Annotated in this window: 21 protein-coding genes; 9 read left to right on the top strand and 12 right to left on the bottom strand. The window is 70.3% G+C overall.

Annotated features, from left to right (window positions below; genetic code table 11):
- Nucleotides 1-10 precede the first annotated feature (10 nt).
- From AB0H64_RS10000 to rpsF, 5 genes are all read right to left on the bottom strand, one after another.
- On the bottom strand, nucleotides 11-895 hold the full coding sequence (locus tag AB0H64_RS10000; protein WP_357622408.1) for an ABC transporter substrate-binding protein: 885 nt from the start codon (nucleotides 893-895) through the stop codon (nucleotides 11-13).
- Nucleotides 896-1082: 187 nt separating this feature from the next.
- Nucleotides 1083-1529: a 50S ribosomal protein L9 gene (gene rplI / locus AB0H64_RS09995; RefSeq protein WP_357622405.1), complete on the bottom strand. Its 447-nt coding sequence runs from the start codon at nucleotides 1527-1529 to the stop codon at nucleotides 1083-1085.
- Nucleotides 1530-1543: 14 nt separating this feature from the next.
- Nucleotides 1544-1780, bottom strand: coding sequence for a 30S ribosomal protein S18 (rpsR, locus tag AB0H64_RS09990; RefSeq protein WP_020543048.1), 237 nt, complete (start codon nucleotides 1778-1780; stop codon nucleotides 1544-1546).
- Between the two features lie 63 nt (nucleotides 1781-1843).
- Nucleotides 1844-2404: a single-stranded DNA-binding protein gene (locus tag AB0H64_RS09985; protein WP_310707793.1), complete on the bottom strand. Its 561-nt coding sequence runs from the start codon at nucleotides 2402-2404 to the stop codon at nucleotides 1844-1846.
- Nucleotides 2405-2493: 89 nt separating this feature from the next.
- Nucleotides 2494-2784, bottom strand: coding sequence for a 30S ribosomal protein S6 (rpsF, locus tag AB0H64_RS09980; RefSeq protein ID WP_106242878.1), 291 nt, complete (start codon nucleotides 2782-2784; stop codon nucleotides 2494-2496).
- A gap of 264 nt (nucleotides 2785-3048) precedes the next feature.
- Between rpsF and AB0H64_RS09975 the strand changes: the two genes are divergently transcribed.
- Nucleotides 3049-3285 (top strand): hypothetical protein, encoded by a 237-nt coding sequence (locus AB0H64_RS09975; RefSeq protein WP_357622400.1) that lies wholly within the window; start codon nucleotides 3049-3051, stop codon nucleotides 3283-3285.
- Between the two features lie 81 nt (nucleotides 3286-3366).
- Here the strand turns inward: AB0H64_RS09975 and AB0H64_RS09970 are convergent, their stop codons facing one another.
- On the bottom strand, nucleotides 3367-3546 hold the full coding sequence (locus AB0H64_RS09970) for a hypothetical protein (RefSeq protein ID WP_357622398.1): 180 nt from the start codon (nucleotides 3544-3546) through the stop codon (nucleotides 3367-3369).
- Between the two features lie 75 nt (nucleotides 3547-3621).
- On the opposite strand from AB0H64_RS09970, the gene AB0H64_RS09965 reads away from it, so the two are divergent.
- Nucleotides 3622-4365 carry a deoxyribonuclease IV gene (locus AB0H64_RS09965; protein ID WP_357622395.1) on the top strand — a complete coding sequence of 248 codons (744 nt, stop codon included), beginning with the start codon at nucleotides 3622-3624 and terminating at the stop codon, nucleotides 4363-4365.
- 82 nt (nucleotides 4366-4447) lie between these two features.
- Here the strand turns inward: AB0H64_RS09965 and AB0H64_RS09960 are convergent, their stop codons facing one another.
- From AB0H64_RS09960 to AB0H64_RS09945, 4 genes are all read right to left on the bottom strand, one after another.
- Nucleotides 4448-5530, bottom strand: a complete 1083-nt coding sequence (locus AB0H64_RS09960) for a mannosyltransferase family protein (RefSeq protein WP_357622393.1) — start codon at nucleotides 5528-5530, stop codon at nucleotides 4448-4450.
- The gene (locus AB0H64_RS09955; RefSeq protein WP_357622390.1) at nucleotides 5527-6882 is read right to left on the bottom strand and encodes a glycosyltransferase 87 family protein; all 1356 of its coding nucleotides are present in this window, start codon (nucleotides 6880-6882) and stop codon (nucleotides 5527-5529) included. Before AB0H64_RS09955 ends, AB0H64_RS09960 begins: the two co-directional genes overlap by 4 nt.
- Nucleotides 6876-9485: a transglycosylase domain-containing protein gene (locus AB0H64_RS09950; RefSeq protein WP_357622387.1), complete on the bottom strand. Its 2610-nt coding sequence runs from the start codon at nucleotides 9483-9485 to the stop codon at nucleotides 6876-6878. The genes AB0H64_RS09955 and AB0H64_RS09950 overlap by 7 nt, the downstream gene beginning before the upstream one ends.
- A gap of 233 nt (nucleotides 9486-9718) precedes the next feature.
- Nucleotides 9719-10105, bottom strand: a complete 387-nt coding sequence (locus tag AB0H64_RS09945) for a DUF5318 family protein (RefSeq protein WP_357622385.1) — start codon at nucleotides 10103-10105, stop codon at nucleotides 9719-9721.
- 133 nt (nucleotides 10106-10238) lie between these two features.
- Here AB0H64_RS09945 and AB0H64_RS09940 point away from each other — a divergent pair, with 133 nt between their 5' ends.
- A complete protein-coding gene (locus tag AB0H64_RS09940; protein ID WP_355441304.1) occupies nucleotides 10239-10823 on the top strand; it encodes a PadR family transcriptional regulator in 585 nt (194 codons plus the stop codon).
- 13 nt (nucleotides 10824-10836) lie between these two features.
- A complete protein-coding gene (locus AB0H64_RS09935; RefSeq protein ID WP_357622382.1) occupies nucleotides 10837-11916 on the top strand; it encodes an inositol-3-phosphate synthase in 1080 nt (359 codons plus the stop codon).
- Between the two features lie 146 nt (nucleotides 11917-12062).
- Here AB0H64_RS09935 and idi read toward each other — a convergent pair whose 3' ends face one another.
- Nucleotides 12063-12656: an isopentenyl-diphosphate Delta-isomerase gene (gene idi / locus AB0H64_RS09930; protein WP_357622379.1), complete on the bottom strand. Its 594-nt coding sequence runs from the start codon at nucleotides 12654-12656 to the stop codon at nucleotides 12063-12065.
- A gap of 104 nt (nucleotides 12657-12760) precedes the next feature.
- Between idi and AB0H64_RS09925 the strand changes: the two genes are divergently transcribed.
- On the top strand, nucleotides 12761-14050 hold the full coding sequence (locus tag AB0H64_RS09925; RefSeq protein ID WP_357622375.1) for an MFS transporter: 1290 nt from the start codon (nucleotides 12761-12763) through the stop codon (nucleotides 14048-14050).
- Between the two features lie 7 nt (nucleotides 14051-14057).
- On the opposite strand, the gene AB0H64_RS09920 is transcribed toward AB0H64_RS09925, so the two are convergent.
- Entirely contained in the window at nucleotides 14058-15461 is a 1404-nt protein-coding gene (locus tag AB0H64_RS09920; protein ID WP_357622961.1) for a CCA tRNA nucleotidyltransferase, read from the bottom strand.
- A gap of 146 nt (nucleotides 15462-15607) precedes the next feature.
- On the opposite strand from AB0H64_RS09920, the gene AB0H64_RS09915 reads away from it, so the two are divergent.
- The 4 genes from AB0H64_RS09915 (at nucleotide 15608) to AB0H64_RS09900 (ending at nucleotide 21707) form a co-directional block, all read left to right on the top strand.
- On the top strand, nucleotides 15608-16129 hold the full coding sequence (locus AB0H64_RS09915; protein WP_357622372.1) for a YbaK/EbsC family protein: 522 nt from the start codon (nucleotides 15608-15610) through the stop codon (nucleotides 16127-16129).
- 47 nt (nucleotides 16130-16176) lie between these two features.
- Nucleotides 16177-18405, top strand: coding sequence for a DUF6049 family protein (locus AB0H64_RS09910; protein WP_357622369.1), 2229 nt, complete (start codon nucleotides 16177-16179; stop codon nucleotides 18403-18405).
- Nucleotides 18402-20009: a murein biosynthesis integral membrane protein MurJ gene (gene murJ, locus AB0H64_RS09905; protein WP_357622366.1), complete on the top strand. Its 1608-nt coding sequence runs from the start codon at nucleotides 18402-18404 to the stop codon at nucleotides 20007-20009. Before AB0H64_RS09910 ends, murJ begins: the two co-directional genes overlap by 4 nt.
- A gap of 177 nt (nucleotides 20010-20186) precedes the next feature.
- A complete protein-coding gene (locus AB0H64_RS09900; protein ID WP_357622363.1) occupies nucleotides 20187-21707 on the top strand; it encodes a protein kinase family protein in 1521 nt (506 codons plus the stop codon).
- The last annotated feature ends 2 nt before the right edge of the window (nucleotides 21708-21709 follow it).

The following is a 21709-nucleotide window of genomic DNA, read 5'->3' as shown; positions in this document are numbered from 1 at the left end:
GCGGCGGTCGTCACGTCAGCTCGGGCGCGCCCGCCGCCGAGCCGAGCCACTGCTGCTCGATCTTGGTCAGCTCCCCCTTGGACTTCAGCGCGTCCACGGCCTTGTCCACGCAGGTCTTGATCGGGTTGCCCTTCTCCATGACCAGGCCGAACTCCTCGGGCGTGCCACCCGTCGAGCTGAACTGACCGACGATCTTGGAGCCCTCGACCTGCGCGGCCGTGACGTAGAACGCCGTCGGCAGGTCCACGACGATGGCGTCGACCTGCTTGTTCTTCAGTGCGTTGACGGCGTCGACCTGGTCGTTGAAGACGTTGGGGTCGGTGGCGGGCTTGACGACGTTCTTCACCGCGTCGAGCGAGGTCGTGCCGACCTGCACGCCGATCTTGGCGTCCTTGAGGTCGGCCAGCGTCTTGGCCGCGGCGAACTTGCCGTCGCCCAGCGCCACCACGGCCTGCTTGACCGTGTAGTAGCCGTGGCTGAAGTCGACCACCTTGGCCCGGTCGGGGGTGATGGAGACCTGGTTGACGTCGAAGTCGAACGGCTTGGCGCCCGGGGCGAAGGCCGAGTCGAACTTGACCGTGCTCCACTGCACCTCGTCGCGGTCGAAGCCGAGCTCACCGGCGACCGCGAACGCCATCGCGCTCTCGAACCCCTGCCCGTTGGCGGGGTCGTCGTCCTTGAACCACGGCTCGTAGGCGGGCTTGTCGGTGCCGATGGTCAGCTTGCCGGCGTTGACGAGCTTGAGCTGGTCCTTGGTGCACGCCGTGGACGCTCCGGACGCCGTGGAGGTCGTCGTGCCCGAGGGGTCGGCGCTGGTCGCCGTGTTGTCGACGGGTGCGCACGCGACGGCCGCGGCGAGGGCGCCCAGCGCGAGCAGCGTCGAGGGACGGACCATGGGTGGTGCCTCCAGGAGGGGGACGCGGGGAAGAACGAGCCGATTGTACGCTGCCGTGCTAGGAAATACGCCGCCACCTGGGCTCATACCGCCCCACACCGGACGTGCCGTCGCGGCCGGGCCCCGGAGACGCGCACGGCCCCCGCTCCCGGGAAGGGAGAGGGGGCCGTGGGCAGGCGTGCCGGCGTCAGCCGGCGACGACCTCGACGTCGACCGAGGCCGACACCTCAGGGTGCAGCTTGACGCTGACCTTGTGGCTGCCGACGCTCTTGATCGGGTTGATGATCTCGATGCGGCGGCGGTCGAGGATCGGGCCGCCGGCGGCCTTGACGGCGTCGGCGATGTCGCCCGTGGTGATCGAGCCGAACAGGCGGCCGGAGTCGCCCGCGCGGGTGGTCAGCCGCACGCGCAGGGCGCCGAGCTGGCCGGCGACCTCCTTGGCGGTGCCCAGGTCGCGGATCTCGCGCGCGTCACGAGCCTTCTTGATGGACTCGATCTGCTTCTCCGCGCCGCGCGTCCAGCGCATGGCGTAGCCGCGCGGGATGAGGTAGTTGCGGCCGTAGCCGTCCTTGACCTCGACGACGTCACCAGGGGTGCCGAGGCCGGAGACCTCGTTGGTGAGGATGAGCTTCATATCGACAGGCCTCCTTAGCGCGCGGTGCTCGTGTAAGGCAGCAGAGCCACCTCACGGGCGTTCTTGATCGCGGTCGCCACGTCGCGCTGGTGCTGGGTGCAGTTGCCCGTCACCCGGCGCGCACGGATCTTGCCGCGGTCGGAGATGAACTTCCGCAGCAGCGCCGTGTCCTTGTAGTCGACGTAGGAGATCTTGTCGTGGCAGAACAGGCAAACCTTCTTCTTGGGCTTGCGCAGTGCCGGCTTGGCCATCGTGGTGCTCCTTTCAGAGCCCCGCCGTTGAAGCGGGAATGGTCTCGGGCTTGTGGACTGGGTCTAGAAAGGCGGTTCGTCGCTGAAGTCGCCGCCGCCGCTGAAGCCGCCGCTCTGCTGGCCGCCGCCCTGGAAGCCGCCGCCGCCGCCACCGCCGAAGCCGCCGCCGCCCTGGGGCGGAGCGGGCGACGCGGAGGCCCACGGGTCGTCGGCCGGGCCGCCGCCGAAGCCGCCACCGCCGCCACCCCCACCCTGGCGGGTGGTGCGGTTGACCTTGGCGGTGGCGTTGCGCAGAGACGGGCCGACCTCGTCGACCTCGACCTCGTAAACGGTGCGCTTCTCGCCTTCCTTGGTCTCGTAGGACCGCTGCTTGAGCCGCCCCTGCACGATGACCCGCATGCCGCGCTGGAGGCTCTCGGCGGCGTTCTCCGCCGCCTGCCGCCACACGTTGCAGGTCAGGAAGAGGCTCTCGCCGTCCTTCCACTCGTTGGTCTGACGATCCATGAACCGCGGAGTGGACGCGATGCGGAACCGGGCCACCGCTTGCCCCGTCGGGGTGAAGCGCAGCTCGGGATCGTCGACAAGATTGCCGACGATGGTGATTACGGTGTCGCCTGCTGCCATGGCCAGCGCTCGCCTTCCTGCACGCCTTCGCTTTGGGTTACGGCTCAGAGTACGGCCGACGCCCGACAAAAAGCCGGGCGACGAGCTGCTTAGTGCACGTCGGGGCGGAGAACCTTGGTGCGCAGGATGCCCTCGTTGAGGTTCATCTGGCGGTCGAGCTCCTTGACCGTCGCGGGCTGCGCGGACAGGTCGATGACGGCGTAGATGCCTTCCGACTTCTTGTCGATGTCGTAGGCGAGACGGCGACGGCCCCAGACGTCGACCTTCTCCACGGTGCCGCCGTCGTTGCGGACCACGGTGAGGAACTGGTCGAGGGACGGCGCGACAGTGCGCTCATCGAGCGAAGGGTCCAGAATGACCATTACTTCGTAACGACGCATGCGGGACTCCAACCTCCTCTGGACTTTTGCGGTCACGACACTCTGCCGTGACAGGAGGACGCTGACGTCTAGGCCCCGGCGCCCCTTTCGGCACCAGGGTGTGACGGTTCACCCATCACAACGCAGCCTGACCAGGTTACCAGCCGAGTCCATGTGGGAAGGCCTGTAGGAAACCAGGCGGTGATAGTTGTGCCACACATCCTCCAACCTTCCAGAAACCAGCGGTTCAGGCTCACGCTCAACAGCGACGGACGGCCCCATCCGGTGGAGAACACCCTGGCGGTCGTCACCGTGATCTGCGGTCTGACGGCCTTCGTCGCGGCGTTCGTCCCCGGCGGTCACGTCGTGGCTTCCTGGGCGGGCGCGCTGGGGTTCGGGACGGGCCTCTACTCCCAGTACGTCTCGGCCACGACTCCCCAGCGGGCCCTCAACATCGTCGGCGTGGTGGCGTCGTTCGTGGGCGTGGCCCTCGGCATCGCCCACGGCGGTTTCCTGCCCTGACCCCGGCCCCGACCCCGTACGGACACAGAAACAGAAGAAGAGGACGGCCCCGGCGCGGCCGGGGCCGTCCGCGATATGGGGTCATCCTCCGATGTGCAGGTCCACGCCGAGCAGCACGAGGAACCAGAGGAAGACCGCGAGCAGGGCCTCGGCGATGTCCTTGAGGATCGCCGGAGTGATGTAGTGGTACACCCAGGCCACGTAGAGGCCGATCACGACGTAGATCAGGATGACTAACGAGCGCCATCGCCATCTGGCCATATGCGTCTCTCCTCGCGTAGGGGGCGTCTGGCGACTTCCCTGGGGCAGGTACGGCAAACGGATAGGCTCGGTGACATGGTGCGCATCGGAGCTCACGTCGGCCAGGACGATCCCGCCGCCCACGCCGCGGCGGTCGGGGCCGAGGTGGTGCAGTTCTTCCTCGGCGATCCCCAGGGCTACGACAAGCCCGTGCTGCCCGCCAAGCCGGTGGAGGGCGTCGACGTCTACATCCACGCCCCTTATCTGGTCAACGTGGCGACGACCAACAACCGGATCAGGATCCCCAGCCGCAAGCTGCTCGCCCAGCACCTGGAGGCGGCGGCCGGGCTGGGCGCCAAGGGCCTGATCGTCCACGGCGGCCACGTCAACAAGAACGACGACCCGCAGACGGGCTTCGACAACTGGCGCAAGGTGTTCGAGCGGCTGGAGTGCCCGATCCCGGTGCTGATCGAGAACACCGCGGGCGGCGGCAACGCGATGGCGCGCAAGCTGGAGCGCATCGCGCGGCTGTGGGACGCACTCGACGGGTTCGACGTGGGCTTCTGCCTCGACACGTGTCACGCGCACGCGGGCGGCGAGGAGCTGGTCGACCTGGTGGACCGGGTCAAGGCCATCACCGGGCGGATCGACCTGGTGCACTGCAACGACTCGCGTGACGCGTTCGACTCGGGCGCCGACCGGCACGCCAACCTGGGCAAGGGGCAGATCGATCCGGAGCTGATCCTCGCGGTGTGCCGGGCGGCCGGCGCGCCGATCGTGGTGGAGACGCCGGGCGAGGGCCAGGCGGCCGACATCGCGTTCCTGAGGGAGAACCTGTAGGACGTGGGAGTCCACAGATCGGATACACACAGGCTGTGGATAACTTCCCTGGATTACCGGGCCTCGAAAGTGGGTACAGACGTCAGCCGGCCCACGCGCCGGTGAGGAACCGGATCGTGTTCAGCACCATGAGCGGCCCGGCGACCAGCCCGTACACGGCCAGCGTCCACGGCCGCCGGGCGGCCAGCCAGGCGACGGCCGTCCACAGGGGGAACCACAGCAGCAGCGAGCGCGGGACCGACAGGTAATAGGCCGAGGTCATGAGCGCCGCGGCCTGCAGCCCGGTGTAGACGACCTCGCTCCACCGCCGCCGTACGGCCAGCCAGACCAGCACCGCCACCGCCACCACGGCCCCGGCGATCTCCATCCGGAAGGCCACCGCGAAGTCGTCGTTGCCCGTCGCCGCGTGCCAGGTCGTGGTCCACGACTCCCACGGCCACACCGTCTCGCGGCCCCACCCGGCCTCCTGCGCGTGCTTCCAGGCGAGCCAGTCGCCCGAGCGGCGGTAGTGGAAGAACGAGTAGAACACCAGCGGCAGGAACGGCACGGCGAGCAGCGGCCACGGCGCCGGCCGCGCCGGCAGCTCGCGGGAGCGCCGCCCGAGGACGTACTCGACGACCAGGGCCACCGCCAGGAACAGCCCCGTGATCCGCACGCACGACGCCCCTGCGGCCAGGATGACGGCCGCCGGCCACTGCCCGCGCCGGGCGGCCAGCCACGCCGGGATCGCGAACCCGAGGAACAGCGACTCGCTGTATCCCGCGGCCAGGAACACGGCCGTCGGGAAGAGCAGCAACGCCAGCACCGCCATCCAGCCGGGGGCGCCCTCCAGCTCGGCCAGCCGCGCCAGCGCGACCATGGCCACCGCCCCGGCCACCAGCGACACGATCAGCCCGCACGCCGTCCAGTCCGGCACCACCAGGTGGACGATGCGCAGCATGGCGGGCAGCCCGGGGAAGAACGCGGGCAGCCCCGCGTCGGGCGGGGCGGCCGGGTCGCCGTCGTAGCCGTACTGGGCGATGACGACGAACAGCCCGGCGTCCCACTGCTTCCAGCGGGCCACGTAGGCGCTCAGGGCCGAGCCGAGCAGCGTGGCCACCAGCAGCCCGGCCCGCGAGCCTAACCAGACCAGCAGCGCGTCCCGCGCGGCCGAGCGGGTGATCACCGGTACGAGGAGGCCAGCGTGAACCGGTCAGGGGCGTCGTCGAACACGCCGCCGGCCTGGTCGTCGACGCCCGTCTGCCGTACGACGTCCTTGTGCGGGCGCAGGATGTCACGCACGACGAACGCCATCATCACCACGATCGTGATCACCCGGCCCCAGACGGCGGTGAAGTACGTGTCGTCGCCGATGCCCAGGTCGTCGCGCCCGAGCGGCTGCTGGGAGAGCAGGTAGAGCCAGATGGCGAAGAAGTACCAGATCTCGGCGAGCTGCCAGAGGGCCAGCGCCTTCCAGTTGGGCCGGGCCAGCACCGCGAACGGCACCAGCCAGAGCACGAACTGCGGCGACCACACCTTGTTCGTCATCATGAACGCGGCCAGCGCGAGGAAGCAGATCTGCGCGAGCCGGGGCCGGCGCGGCGCGGCCAGGGTCAGGACCGCGATGCCCAGGCACAGCACGGCGAGCGAGGCCATGCCGAGCGTGCTGACGTCGGAGTCACCGAGGATCGGCCAGCCCTTGCTCTGGAAGAACAGCCACGGCGAGCCCCAGTCGACCCCGCGCTCCTGCGAGAAGACGTAGAAGCGCCGCCAGCCGTCCCAGGCGAACACCATGAACGGCACGTTGACGACCAGCCACGCGCCCGCGGCCGCGCCCATCGTCACCAGGAACGGCCGCCAGCGCGCGGTGCGCAGCGTCAGCAGGAACAGCGCCCCGGCGAACATCAGCGGGTAGAACTTCGTCGCGATCGCCAGCCCGAGCAGCACGCCGGCCGACACCTGCCGCTGCCGCGCCCAGGCCAGCAGCATGCCCATGGACAGCGCGCCGGCGACCAGGTCCCAGTTGATGTACGCGGCCAGGATCACCGACGGCGCGAGCGCGTACCACAGGGCGTCCCAGCGGCGGGTGGGCCCGGCCACGGCGGCCATCAGCACCACGCCCACGGCCAGGCAGACGCCGAGGAAGACGGCCGTGCCGTCGTAGAAGCGGACGGCCTGCTGGATGGGGTCGGACTCCAGCCAGCGGGCGATCCAGGCGAAGAACTGCATGACCTCGCCGAGCACCACGGGGTACTCGACGTGCTTGTCGAACGGCACGTCGGCGAAGTACGGGCTCTGCGTGGCGAGCTGCCGGTCGAAGTACAGCGGGTAGATGTCGGTGTAGCAGAAGTTGGTGTAGGTGCTGACCTGTTCGTTCCAGCCGCCGGTACGGCACGGCAGCCGGAACACGTACGCCAGGCTCGCCCCCAGCGCCGCGAACAGCGCCAGAGGCAGGTACGGCACGGCACGCGCGAAGAGCGGCGGGCGGTGGACCGGCTCGTCCACCGTGCCGTCCCCTACCTGGTCCGTCTTCACCACTGCTCGCGCCCCGAGGGCATCGTCTCAGGCTCGATGAAGGGCGGCATCCCCGGGTCCTGACCGCCGCCCAGCAGCCCGTTGTCGTCGTCGAACCCGTTGTTCTCGTTCGGGTCGATGGTGATGATGCGGCCGCTGTCGTCGTCGCACGGGTCCATGACGCAGGTCACGTCGTCCGGCTGCTCCTCGTCCGGCTCCTTGGTGGCCGTCGGCGTGGGCACGGGCTTGGGCGCGAGGTTCTCGGGGACGCCGGTGTCCACGCGGGACGGGAACTGCTCGACCTTCTGGCCCTTCATGGCCTCGGTCATGAAGGTCTTCCAGATGGCCGAGGGGTACGTGGCGCCCTGGAAGGCGCTGCCCAGCGTCACCTCGTACGCCGTGGTGTACGGCTTCTGCGGCGTGTACTTCTTCTCCTTGGCCTTGTCCTTGCCCCGCCACCACGGGCAGTTGTCGTTGACCGGCTGGATGACCTTGCCGCCCTTGCTGCGGCACTCCTGGCGGAACATGCCGACCGCGGTGGACAGCTGAGGGGTGAAGCCGACGAACCAGGCTTCCTTGTTCTCGTTGTTGGTGCCGGTCTTGCCGGCCACGGGCCGGTCGTAGAGGGCGGCGTTGCGGCCGGTGCCCTGCTTGACCACGGCCTGGAGGGCGACGGTGGCGTCCGCCGCGGCCTCCGGGGAGATCACCTGGGCCGGGGTGCTCTTCTCCTGGTACTTGGTCGTGCCCGACCGGTCCTTGACCTTGATGATGACGTGGTTCTTGAAGTGCTTGCCGCCGTTGGCGAAGATCGAGTAGCCGCCGGCCTGCTCGACGGCGGTCACCTGGCCGGAGCCGATCGTGATCAGGTAGTGGTGGCGGTTCCTGGCGTCCTCCAGCCGGTCCTTGCTGAGGCCGGCGCGGCTGGCGATCTCGATGACCTTCTCGAGGGTGACCTTCTCCCCCATCTTGGCGAACGCGGTGTTGATCGAGTGGGCCGTGGCGTCGACGACGTCGATCGACGAGGAACTGGAGGCGTGGTCGTTGTTGATCGGGGTGGTGCCCTCGAGCTTGAGCGGGCCCTTGGCCGGCAGGTAGCTCCTGAGGCTGTAGCCGGAGTCGAGCCAGGCCGCGAGCACGTAGGGTTTGAACGCCGAGGCGGCCTGCTTCTGCGACAGGAAGGCGTCGTTCCAGGCGTCCTTCTCGTAGTCGTCGCCGCCGTAGAAGGCGCGGATCCGGCCGTTGGTCGGGTCGACGGCCGCCAGCGTGGCGTTGATCTCGCCGTTCAGGCCGGCGGTGTGCTTGTTGACGGCGTCCCTGGCGGCCTGCATCAGGTGCTTGTCGAACGTCGAAGTGATCTTGTAGCCACCCGTCTCGACGTCCACCTTGGAGATGTTGTATTCGGCCTTCAGCTCGTTCAGCACGGCCTCGACCATGTAGCCGGTCAGGCCCTTGAAGTAGTCCCTGTTCTTGACCTTGACGCGCTTGGGCGAGGACGGCGACTTGGCCGGCAGGGTCCCGTACGCGGCGGGGTCGAGCTTGGCCATCTGCCCGACCACGTAGACGTAGCGCTCCTCGGTGGGCTTCATGTTGCCCGCGATCTCGGCCCGGTCGAACGCGTCGGGGTTCTGGATGCGGCCGGCCAGGTACGCGCCCTGCTGGGGTGTCAGGTCCTTCACCGGCTTGCCGAAGAACTGCTGGGCCGCGGCGCCGATGCCGTACGCGCCGCGCCCGAAGTAGATGGTGTTGAGGTACTGCAGGAGGATCTGGTCCTTGGTAAGCGACTTGTTCAGCTTGACCGCGACGAAGATCTCCTTGATCTTGCGCTGGACGCTCCGCTCCTGGGAGAGGCCGTCGTAGTAGTTGCGGGCCATCTGCTGGGTGATGGTGGAGGCGCCCTGCACCTGCTGGCCGGAGACCGTGCTGAAGACGGAGCGCACCATGCCGGAGAAGGAGATGCCGGCGTCCTCCCGGAAGGAGCTGTTCTCGGCGGCGATGACCGCGTCCTGCACGTGCCGCGGGATCCCGTTGATGTCCTTGACCGGGACGCGCTTGGTGCCGAGCTTGGCCAGGGTCTCGCCGTTGGCGTAGTAGATGGTGCTGCCCTGGTCGTCGACCGTGTCCTGGACCTGGTCCTCGGTCGGCATGGGCATGTTGGCGTAGGCGACCGCGATCATGCCGAAGACGCCGGCGGTGACCACCGCGACGCCGGCCAGCACGATCTTCCAGCTCGGCAGGAACCTGCGCCACGCCGGGCGCTTCTCCCCGGAGTCGCGCGGCGGCTCACCGGGTCCCTGCGGCCCGCCGGGACCCCCAGAGCCGCCTGGCCCGCCGGGCCCACCGGGCCCGCCGTTGCCGCCCGCGCCGCGACCGCGGGCGCGGCGCGGCGCCTCGCTGATCATCGTCTCCTGATCGCTGCGCCGCCTGCCCTCGCGCCGGGCGGGCACGCGCGGCGCCGGCTCGCCGGGCATCCCCATCGCGACGGTCTCCTGCGCGGGACCCGCGGGAGCGCGCCGCCCGGACTCACGCCGCTGCGGCTCACGGCCCTGGGATTCACGGCCCTGCGGCTCACGGCCCTGCGGCTCACGGCGAGGCGGCTCGTAAGGCTGTTCGTACGACTGCGCGGCCATGGCGCCGGTCTGCTCGTAGGCCGCCTCCGGACGGCGGGACGGCTGCCCGGCGTCCCGGCCGGGATCCCCGGTTTGCGGCGCGGGAGCCTGGGGAACGGAACGGGATGAGCTGGAGCGACGGCGCCTCCCCGGGCGAGCCGTCCCCTCGTCATGGCTGAAACTCAACACGTCCTCGCATCGTCGTCGGATAGCACGGCGGGTTGGGCGTGGTGGTGCCTGTCCGCCTTCGGTCTCTAATCTCGGCCGACGAGATCCGGCGGTCCGTTGCCGAGGACGAACGAGACCGTCAAGTGGTTCCAGGAGCAACCCTGGCAGACCTCGACCACGTACACACGGAACTCGTCGTAATCATGGGCCATTTCGACGAGATCTGACGTCGCCTTTGCCTGACCCGCGTGCCGCCTCAGGGAATCCCCGCCGACATAGGTCACGTTGGCGACGTTCTGCCTTTCGCACACCGGGCAGAGGCGTTCGGTCGGTTCGCCGAGGTGCCGGGCCGCCCGAAGGAGGTACGGCTGTGCGTCACACACGTCGCCGGGCGAACCGTGCCCGGTACGCGGGCCGCGGACCACTGCTCGCTCGGCGAGACCGTAATCCACCACCCTTCGCTGTGACCACATGAGCGCCAGACTACGGCTTTTTGGTGATTGCTCCCAACGACTTGGCAAAGTCAGTGATTGCAGCGATATAGCGAATCGACGTATCCTCGGGATGTATCGGCTAGATACATCGACGCGAGAGGGGGCGGTTCCCGTGGCCAGCGGACAGGGCAGAGTGCTGGAACTGGCCGTGCTCGGGTCGCTGCACGAGACCCCGCTCCATGGCTATGAGCTGCGCAAACGGCTCAACGCTCTGCTGGGGATGTTCCGTGCGTTCTCCTACGGGTCGCTCTACCCCTGCCTGCGATCGCTGCTCTCCCAGGGCCTCATCGCCGAGGAGCAGCCGGCTCCGGCCACGATCGTGGGCGGCCGATCGAAGATCGTCTACAAGCTGACGGCCGAGGGGAAGGAGCGGCTCCAGGAGCTGCTCACCCAGGCCGGCCCGTCGGCCTGGGAGGACGAGAGCTTCGGCGTCCACTTCGCGTTCTTCAGGCACACGGAGGCCGAGGTGCGCCTGCGCATCCTCGAAGGCCGCCGCAGCCGTCTGGAGGAGCGCCTGGACAGCGTGCGCACCGCCCTGGCCCGCACCAGGGAGCGCCTCGACAGCTACACGCTGGAGCTGCAGCGTCACGGTCTCGAATCGGTCGAACGCGAGGTGCGTTGGCTGAACGAGCTGATCGCGACGGAGAGACGGGCATCGCAAGAGCCCGAGAGAGATACCACGTCAACTGATGAGTAAGGGAGCGAGTGCGATGGGTTCGGTTCGCGTGGCCATTGTCGGTGTCGGCAACTGCGCTGCGTCACTGGTCCAGGGCGTCCACTACTACAAGGACGCCGACCCGGCGGTCCGGGTGCCTGGCCTGATGCACGTGAAGTTCGGCGACTACCACGTGGGCGACGTCGAGTTCGTCGCCGCCTTCGACGTGGACGCCAAGAAGGTCGGCCGTGACCTGTCCGAGGCGATCGTCGCCAGCGAGAACAACACCATCAAGATCGCGGACGTCCCGCCGACGGGGGTGGTCGTGCAGCGCGGCCACACCTTCGACGGCCTGGGCGAGTACTACCGGGAGATCGTCGACGAGTCCGACGAGGAGCCGGTCGACGTCGTCCAGGTGCTGCGCGACAACCAGGTGGACGTCCTCGTCTCCTACCTGCCGGTGGGCTCCGAGGAGGCCGACCGGTTCTACGCGCAGTGCGCGATCGACGCCAAGGTCGCCTTCGTCAACGCGCTGCCCGTCTTCATCGCCTCCGACCCCGAGTGGGCCGAGAAGTTCACGCAGGCGGGTGTGCCGATCGTCGGCGACGACATCAAGTCGCAGGTCGGCGCCACCATCACGCACCGCGTCATGGCCAAGCTGTTCGAGGACCGCGGGGTCGAGCTGCTGCGCACGTACCAGCTCAACTTCGGCGGCAACATGGACTTCATGAACATGCTGGAGCGCAAGCGGCTCCAGTCGAAGAAGATCTCCAAGACGCAGTCGGTCACCTCGCAGATCCCGCACGAGATGCGCAAGGCCGACGTGCACATCGGCCCGTCGGACCACGTGCCGTGGCTGGACGACCGCAAGTGGGCCTACGTCCGCCTGGAGGGCCGCTCGTTCGGCGACACCCCGCTCAACCTGGAGTACAAGCTCGAGGTCTGGGACTCGCCGAACTCGGCCGGCATCATCATCGACGCGGTGCGCGCCGCCAAGATCGCCCTGGACCGGGGCATCGCCGGCCCGATCCTCAGCGCGTCGTCCTACTTCATGAAGTCACCGCCCGAGCAGTACTCCGACGACGAGGCGCGCGACTACGTCGAGAAGTTCATCCGCGGCGAGGTGGACAGATAACCATCTTTCACGGCACAGCCGAGGAGGGCCCAGTCGCCGTACGTGGCTGAGGGCCTCCAGGGAGACGGCGGCTGATCCCGCACGGGGTCGGCCGCCGTCACGGCGTCTCGTGGGCCGTCGCCGGGGCCAGGCGCCCGGGTCAGGCGTCAGCCGGTGGGGACCCGGGCCGCAGGGGGCAGCTCGGCCTCGGCGGCCGTGGGCCAGGCCATCGGGTCGGGGCCGAGCTCGACCAGGAGCGGCACCTGTTCGGCGCACCACGGCGAGATGGCGAGCTCCCCCTTCAGCACGCGTGCGGCGAACTCCTGCCACGGCATCCACAGCGTCTCCCCCACCTCCTCCGGGTTGAGGACCGCCGCGGCCTCGGCCGTGACGCGGTAGACGGGGCACAGCTCGTGCTCGACGATGCCGTTGCCCATGACCGCCCGGTAGGCGAACGTGGGCAGCACCAGGTCGGCGCGCTCCACGGCCAGGCCCAGCTCGTAGGAGAGCCTGCGGGTGACGGCGTGGTCGAGCGGCTCGCCCGGCAGCGGGTGGCCGCAGCAGCTGTTGGTCCACACGCCGGGCCAGGTCAGCTTGTGGTCGGCGCGCCTGGTCAGCAGCACGCGGCCGGCACGGTCGAAGACGTAGCTGGAGAAGGCCAGATGGAGCGGCGTCTCCCGGCCGTGCACCGACATCTTGGGCGCGGTGCCGACCGCGCGGCCCTCGCCGTCGACCAGCACCACCAGTTCATCAGTCGTCACGCTACGAAGCGTACGTGATCATGTCGGCGGGCAGAACCTGCTTCGCGCACCTGCTGCGCCAACTCTCGCGCCTGGGACGTCGTGGGCGGGACTAGGCTGACTGCGTGTCGTTCGTCGCCGATCTCCGGATAGTCCTGCAGGGCCGGGACTTCCGCCGGCTTTTCGGCACGCGGCTGGTCTCGCAGTTCTCCGACGGGATCTTCCAGTTCGGCGTGGCCGGGTTCGCCTTCTTCAGCCCGGAGAAGCAGACCACCGCGCTGGCCGTGGCCGCCGGGCTCGCCGTGCTGTTGCTGCCGTACAGCGTGCTGGGGCCGTTCGTCGGCGTCTTCATCGACCGGTGGTCGCGGCGGCAGATCCTGGTGATCGCGCCCCTCGTGCGCGGCGGGCTGCTGCTCGCGGCGGCGGCGCTCGTCGCGGCCGGCGCGCCGGAGCCGGTGTTCTACGCCGCGGCGCTCGGCGTCCTGGCGGTCAACCGGTTCTTCCTGGCCGCGCTGGGCGCGTCCCTGCCGCACGTGGTGCCGGTGGAGCGGCTGATGGCCGCCAACGCCGTCACGCCCACTTCCGGCACCGTCGTGACGTTCGTGGGCGCCGGGGTGGGGTTCGTGCTGCGCGAGGCGCTCGGCGGCGGCGCGTCCGGCACGGCGGTGCTGCTCCTCGTCTCGGGTGTCGTGTTCGGGCTGAGCGCCCTGATCGCGCGCACGATGGAGCGCTCGCTGCTCGGCCCCTCCTACGCCCCCGACCGGCCGCAGGCGAGCCAGGCGGTCAGGAACGTCGTCGCCGGCCTCGTGGACGGCGCCCGTCACCTGGCGCGCCACCGCAGGGCCGCCGCCACGATGGGCGCGATGGCCGCGCACCGGTTCCTGTACGGCATGGCGACCGCGCTCGGCATCATCCTGTACCGCTACTACTTCACCGACGGCGACCCCGACGCGGCCCTGCGCGGCATCAGCGTGGTGGTGGCCACCTCCGGCGTGGGCTACTTCCTCGCCGTCCTGATCACGCCGTGGGCCACGGAGCGGTTCACGATGGAGCGCTGGGTGCCGATGGCGCTGGCCGCGGCCGGCGTGCTCACGGCGCCGGTCATCATGCCGTTCCAGGAGTGGGGGCTCCCGGTGGCCGGGTTCGTGCTCGGCATCGCCGGCCAGAGCGTCAAGATCTGCGCCGACACGGCCGTGCAGCGCGACGTCGAGGACGCCTACCTGGGCCGGGCCTTCTCGATCTACGACATGCTCTTCAACGGCATGTACGTGCTGGCCGCGGCGCTGTCGGCGGCCATCCTGCCGCCCGACGGCAAGTCCTACCTCACCGCGGCGATCATCTCGGCGGGCTATCCGGTGGCCGCGCTGGTCTACCGCCTGATCGTGCGGCCCCCGGTGCCCACGCCCTCGCGCTGACCGGCCGTCAGGAGCTGATCAGGCCGTTGCCGCGGGCCCACTCCAGCAGCGCCTCGGTGGCCGCCTCGGTGCCGATGACGCCCTTGTCCAGGCGCAGCTCCAGCAGGAACTTGTAGGCCTGGCCCACCACCGGTCCGGGGCCGACGCCGAGGATCCGCTGGATGTCGTTGCCGTCGAGCTCCGGCCGGATCTTGGCCAGCTCCTCCTCGTCGGCCAGCCGGGCGATGCGCTCCTCCAACTGGTCGTAGGTGCGCGACAGCGCCGCCGCCTTGCGCTTGTTGCGGGTCGTGCAGTCGGCCCGGGTGAGCTTGTGCAGGCGGGTGAGCAGGTGGCCGGCGTCGCGCACGTAGCGGCGCACGGCGCTGTCGGTCCACTCGCCCGTGCCGTAGCCGTGGAAGCGCAGGTGGAGCTCCACCAGCCGCGACACGTCGGCCACGACGTCCTTGGGGAAGCGCAGCTCGGCCATGCGCTTCTTGGTGAGCTGGGCGCCGACCACCTCGTGGTGGTGGAAGGAGACCCGGCCGCCGGGCTCGTGGCGGCGTGTCTTGGGCTTGCCGATGTCGTGCAGGAGCGCCGCCCAGCGCAGGATGCGGTCGGCCCGGCCGTCCTCCTCCTGGGCGATCGCCTGGTCGAGCACGGTCAGGGTGTGCTCGTAGACGTCCTTGTGCCGGTGGTGCTCGTCGATCTCCAGGCGCAGCCGGGGCAGCTCGGGCAGGACGTGTTCGGCGAGTCCGGTGTCGACCAGCAGCCGCAGGCCCTCGCGGGGCCGGGCGCCGCAGATCAGCTTGTCCAGCTCGTCGCGGATCCGCTCGGCCGAGACGATCTCGATGCGCTCGGCCATGGAGGTCATCGCCTCCACGGCGGCGTCGTCCACGGCGAAGCCGAGCTGGGAGGCGAACCGCGCGGCGCGCAGCATGCGCAGCGGGTCGTCGCCGAAGGACCGCTCCGGGGGGCCCGGCGTGCGCAGCCTCCTGGCCGCCAGGTCGGTCAGGCCGCCGTACGGGTCGACGAACTCGTGGCCGGGCAGGCGCACGGCCATCGCGTTGACCGCGAAGTCGCGCCGCTCCAGGTCGGCCTCCAGCGTCTCGCCGTACATGACCTCGGGCTTGCGCGACTTGGGGTCGTAGGACTCGCTCCGGTACGTCGTGATCTCGATCAGCCAGCCGCCCTTGCGCACCCCGACGGTGCCGAAGTCGATGCCGATGGTCCACACCGAGTCGGCCCAGTCGCGTACGAGGGACAGCACGCGCTCGGGGTGGGCGTCGGTGGTGAGGTCGAGGTCGTTGCCGGTGCGGCCGAGGAGCATGTCGCGCACGGGGCCGCCCACGAGGGCCAGCTCGTGCCCCTGGTCGGCGAACAGGCGGCCGAGCTCGTCGGCGACGGGGGCGATCTTGCGGAACAGGTCGCTCATGGCCCGCTGCTGGTTGTCGGTCAGATTTGAGTCGGACAAGCTGGGTAGGTCCTTCGATTCCGGAACATATCCCCCGGGCCACATGAGGTCCGGGTTACCGTCGGTCAAGAGGACCGTCGGGGGCCAAGGAACGAAGGAGCGTGTTCATGAAGGACGCCCTCGCGATCCACCGCTGGCTCCTCGCACACCAGGTCCATCATGAGATCGTACGCCTTCCGCGTCCCATCACCACCGCGGACGAGCTGCCCGAGACGATCTCCGCCGCGCCCGACAGGTGCGTCGCGGTCACGGTGTTCGAGGCCACGACGAGGCTCGGGCACGAGGTCGTCGCCGTCGTCTCCTCGGTCGCCGCGCCGCCGCGGCCCGGGGCGGTCGGCGGCCTGCTGGGGGCGCGTGACGTGCGCCACGCCCCCGCGTTCCTGGTCAACTCCACCACCGACTACGCCGCCGGCCTGGTGTGCCCGCTGCTGCTGCCGCGCCGGCTCCCGCTGCTCATCGACGACCGGCTCAGCTCCGACGGGGAGCCGATCTTCATGGCCAGCGGCGAACGACACACCGCGGTGCGCATGCGCGCCCTTGACCTGCTGTCCCTCCTGTCCGGCAAGACCGTGGACCTCAGGATTCCCCGGCCCAGGGGACCACGTGAGGCGATCGCGCTGCGGCACTGAGCCCGTACCATTGCGGGCGTGCGCCGTACTCCAGCCCGGGCGGACGCGTGATCCGTAAGGCCACGCTGCTCGCCGTCGTCTCCGCCGCGTTGCTCGCGCCCCTGGGCGTGGTGACGCCGGGCGCTGCTGCCGCGAGGACGACGACCGCCTCGGTGCCCGCCCAGGCATCCGCCCAGGCCGCCCGCCAGGGGCTGGCCCTCACCGTGTCCTCCATCACACCCGAGTGGGCCAAGGGCGCCGCCGACGAGATCAAGATCTCCGGCACCCTGCGCAACGACACCGGCACCGCCCTGACCGGCCTGCTCGTACGGCTGCGCTACTCCCCGCAGCCGCTCACCGACCGGGCCGCCGTCGAGACCTACCAGGCCGACCTGAGCGACCCGCAGGTCCCGCGCAGCGTCTCCGACGTGTCCGCCATGACGATCGCGTCGCTGGCGGCGGGCGCCTCGACGCCGTGGGAGATCACGCTGACCCCGGCGCAGCTCGCCGCGCCGGGCACGCCCCGCTTCGGCGTCTACCCGATCGCGATCGAGGTCCAGCAGCTCGGCTGGCGGCAGCTCGCCGTCCAGCGCACGTTCATCACGTACGCGCCCCCGCAGCCCAAGCCGGTGCGCAACAAGCTGGCCGTCGCCCTCCCGCTGATCGACCAGCCGCACCGCGCCGACGACCCCAACTTCGCCGACGACAAGCTGGGCCCGGCGCTGACCGGCAAGGGCCGGCTCGCCGACCTGCTCCGCATCGCCAAGGACGCGCCCGCGAAGGTCACCTGGTTCCTCGACCCCGCCCTGCTCGACGACGTGACCGCCATGTCCAAGCCGTACACGGTCAGCACCAAGGACGGCCCGGTCAAGAAGCCCGCCGACAGCGCGGCGGCGCAGTGGCTCACCGACCTGCGGGCGGCCCTGGCCGACTCCCCCGTCATGGCCACCCCGTACGCCGACCCCGACGTGGCCGCGCTGGCCCACAAGGGCTTCGACACGCAGGTCGGCCGGGCGATCGAGCTGGGCGGGCAGAAGGCCACCCAGCTCCTGCGGCCCGAGGTGTCGACCTCGATCAACTGGCCGGCCTCCGGCCTGCTCGACGCCGACGCGCTCGACCTGCTGGCCGTCGGCAAGCCCGGCGTCGCCCAGGTGCGCAAGGTCCTGCTCAACTCCACCAACCTGCCGCCGCAGGGTCAGCAGCAGCAGGGCACGGAGACGACGCAGCAGGCCGCCCTCACGCCCGGGGCCGTCACCCCCGACGCCGCCGCCACTCTGTACAGCGTCGCCGGGCCCGTCACGGCGCTCGTCGCCGACCCCGCGCTCAGCCGGCTGTTCGAGCCGGGCGGCGGCGCCGGCTCGGTGCTGCTGAGCCGCCAGCGCTTCATCGCCGAGACCGCGATGATCTCCGCCGAGCCCGGGCAGACGACCCCGCGGTCGCTGGTCGTCGCGCCCTCCCGCCGCTGGGACCCCAACCCCACGCTGGTCTCCGGCCTGCTCAAGACCGCGAACAGCCTGCCGTGGCTGACGCTCACCCCGCTCGACTCGGTCAAGCCGGCCAAGGCCAAGACGGTCCAGACGGGGCAGCCGGCGCGCGCCGGCCTCACCTACACCGATCAGGACCGCAAGGAAGAGCTCGGCGCCAAGTACCTCACCCCGATCAAGGACGTCGCCCGCAAGGCCGACCTCACCTCGCTCATCACCACGGCCAAGTCGCCGTCGGCGTTCGACGCGGCCGTGCTGCGGCTGACGTCCTCCGCCTGGCGCAACCAGACGCGGGCCGGGCGGGCGGCGGCCAGGCTGGTCAAGGACGCCGTGGACGCCCGGATGGACATGATCACCATCACCGGCGCCGACCCCGACCGGCCGCGCACCCTCGCCGGGTCCGACGGCGTCGTGCCCATCAGCGTCAAGAACTCGCTGCCGGTCAAGGTCACGGTCGACGTGGATGTCGTCTCCACCAACCACAAGCAGCTGCAGATCCGCCCCCAGCCGTCGCGCAGGCTGGTGATCGAGGGCAACGGCCAGAGCGGCACGCTCAAGGTCCCGATGACGGCGGCGGCGGGCGTCAGCGGCGACACGCCCGTGACCGTCCAGCTTCGCACCTCCGACGGGCAGCCGTACGGCAAGCCGGTGAAACTGATCATCCGGACAACCGGCTACACCGGCGTCGCCCTCGTGATCGTCGGCGCGGCACTGACGGTCATGCTCGCCGCGGTCGTGACGCGGGTCCTCAGGCGCAGATCGCAGCGACGGCTCGAACGGGCCGCCAAGAGTCGGGAGAGTGAGACCGTATGAGCCGCATGCTCCGGGCCAGCGCCGTCATGGCCGCGGGGACCATGGTGTCGAGGGTCACGGGCTTCGTGCGCACCATGGTGCTGGCCATCGCGATCGGCACGGCCGGCATGGGCGACGCCTACAACGCGGCCTACTCCATCCCGTACAGCATCCTCGACCTGCTGCTGCTCGGTGTCCTGAGCAGCGTCGTCGTGCCGATGATCGTCCGGGCGCAGAAGCAGGACCCCGACGGGGGGCGCGCCTACGAGCAGCGCCTGCTGAGCCTGTCAGCGGTCGCGCTGGCCGTCGTCGCGGTGATCGCCGTGCTGGCCGCGCCGCTGCTCATCGACCTCTACACCACGGGCTGGAGCGGACGTAAGCTCGACGTCGCGGTGACACTGGCCCGGTTCATCCTGCCGCAGCTCGCCTTCTTCGGCGTCGGCGCGGTGGCGGGCGCCATCCTCAACACCCGCGACCGCTTCGCCGCCCCCATGTGGGCGCCCGTGCTCAACAACATCGTGGTCATCTGCGTGCTGCTCGCCTACGTGGTCGTGGTGGGCGACGCGGGCGACGACATCGGCCGCGTCACCGACGGGCAGCTCGCCCTGCTGGGCCTCGGCACCACCGCCGGCATCGTGGCCCAGGCGGTCGTGCTGATCGTGGCGCTGCGGCGGGCCGGGTTCGCGTTCGTGCCCCGCTTCGACCTGCGCAACGCCCGGCTCGGCGAGATGGGCCGGGCGGGCGCGTGGACCATCGGCTACGTGGTGGTCACCCAGCTCGGCTTCATGCTGACCACCAACCTGGCCAGCTCCGCGGGCGACTCCGTCTCCGGCCACGGCATCAGCCCCTACACCTACGCCTTCCAGCTCTTCCAGCTCCCGTACGGCATCATCGGCGTCTCGGTGATCACGGCGATGCTGCCGCGCATGAGCCGCGCGGTGAGCGAGGGGCGGCTCGGCGACGTGCGCAGCGAGTTCGCCTCCAGCGTGCGGCTCATCGGCTCCATCATGGTGCCGGTGTCGCTGCTGCTCATGGTGCTCGGCCCCGCCATCACCGTGCCGATCTACGCGCACGGGTCCGTGCCGCTCCAGGACGCCGTCTACATCGGCAACGTCCTGCAGGTGTACGGCCTGGCCCTGGTGCCGTTCGCGATCTTCCAGCTCCTGCTGCGCGTCTTCTACAGCTTCGGCGACACCCGGACCCCGGTGTACGTGGGGGCGGCCACGACCGTGGTCAACGCGCTGCTCATGTGGATCATGTATCAGGTGCTCCCGTATGCCTACACGGTGATGGGACTGGCCTTCGCCTACGCCGTCGCGTACGCTCTCGGGGCGGTGGCCGCCTGGTGGCTGGCCTCCCGGCGGGTGCACGGGCTGGGCGGCTGGCAGATCGGCATGGCCATGACCCGGATGTACCTCGCCGCCCTGCCCACGGCCGTGCTGGCGCTGGCCGTGGTGTGGCTGGTCCAGCTCGCGTTCGGCGGGCTGAGCTTCCTCACCTCGGTGATCATCCTGGTGGTCGGCGGGGGCGTGGGCATGCTGCTGTACCTCGCCGTGGCTCACCGGATGCGCATTCCCGAGGTCAACTCGATCGTGGGGATGGTTGCCGGGCGGTTGGGCCGGTAAGGAAGGCCGTAAGGAACACGGGCGGAACCGGCGCGGCACTACCATGGTGCCCACACGCGCGAATGGAAGCAGGAGGGGCGTGGGCGGATCCACCCGGCATAGCGTGCCTACGTGGGACACGACCACGCAGGCCACCCGAGTCATGAGCACGCCCGATCAGCCGAGCGGAGTGAGTCAGTGAGCACGTCGGCGGTCGAACCCGGCACTCGTCTCGCCGAACGCTTCCGGCTTGAGGACCGGGTCACCGAGTCCGACGGCGCCACTCTGTGGAAGGCCATAGACGAGATCCTCGCCCGCCCCGTCGCGGTCCACACCTTCTCCCCCGACTTCCCCCGCGTCCACGAGGTCGTCACCGCCGCCCGGGCCGCCAGCCGGCTCACCGACCCGCGGCTGACGCAGGTGTTCGACGCGGCCGAGGAGGAGGACTACTCCTACGTCGTGAGCGAGTGGGTCACCGGCGAGACCCTGTCCGACCTGGTCGCGGCCGGCCCGCTGGACCCGGAGCGGGCGGCGGGCCTGGTGGCCGAGGCCGCCGAGGCCCTCGCGCACGCCCACGAGGCCGATCTCCACCACCTGTGCCTGCGCCCCGCCCACCTGGTGTGGACGACCGGCAACACCGTCAAGGTGCTGGGCGTCGCGGTCGACGCGGCCCTGTCGGGGCTGACCACCGACCAGCCCGCCCTGGACGACGCCGAGGGCCTCGGCCGGCTGCTGTACGCGGGCCTGACCGGCCACTGGCCGGGCGACGAGGAGGAGGGCGGCCTGCCGCCCGCCCCCATGACCGACGGCCACTTCTGCACGCCACGCCAGGTCACCGCCGGAGTGCCGAGCTACCTCGACACCGTCACGGTCAAGGCGTGCCTGCCCGAGTCGCGCAAGGGCCACGGCGCCCTGAACAGCCCGGCGGCCGTGGCCGAGGCGCTGGCGGGCGTCGCGCGGCCGATGCCGATCCCCATCGACTACAACGCCGCCCCGCCCTCGGTGACGGTCACCTCGCCGTCCGAGGGCCTCGACACCGACGTGCGGCCCCCGCGGCCCCAGCCGCCGATCCAGCACCTGAGCGTCCCGCAGCGCGGCAGCTCCCAGCGCGGCGGGATGGTCAACCGCATGCTCATGACGGTCGTGGTGCTGCTCGTCATCGCCGCGGTCGGCGTCGGCGCGTGGACGATCGGCCGCAGTCTGGGCAGCGGCAAGGGCGACCCGGAGGCGCAGGGCACCCCCAAGGCGACCTCGGCGTCCGTCACCGCGGCCCCGCAGGCGGTCAAGCCGAAGAAGGCGATCGCGTTCGACCCCTTGGGCGACAAGGAGGAGAACACCGGCGCCGAGCTGGCGATCGACGGCAAGCCCAGCACGCTCTGGAAGACCGACAACTACAACACCGCCGAGCTGGGCAATCTCAAGGAGGGCGTCGGCCTGCTGCTCGACATGGGCAAGCCGGTGCAGATCAGCGACGTGGTGGCCACGCTGTCCAGCGCCAGCGGGGCGAGCGTGGAGCTCAAGGTGGGTGACTCGCCCGATCTGTCGGCGCTGAAGACCGTCATCAAGGAGAAGGGCGCCTCGGGGAAGGTCACGCTGAAGCCCGATCAAGCGGCCACCGGGCAGTACGTTTTGATCTGGTTTACGCGGCTTCCGGCAGATGCGGGCGGCTTTCATGGCACCATCTATGAGGTAGTGGTCCACTCCCCCGGATCGGCATAAAC

The sequence above is a fragment of the Nonomuraea sp. NPDC050733 genome (assembly GCF_040654215.1).
Lineage (GTDB): Bacteria > Actinomycetota > Actinomycetes > Streptosporangiales > Streptosporangiaceae > Nonomuraea.
This window is presented reverse-complemented; position numbering and strand designations above follow the sequence as displayed.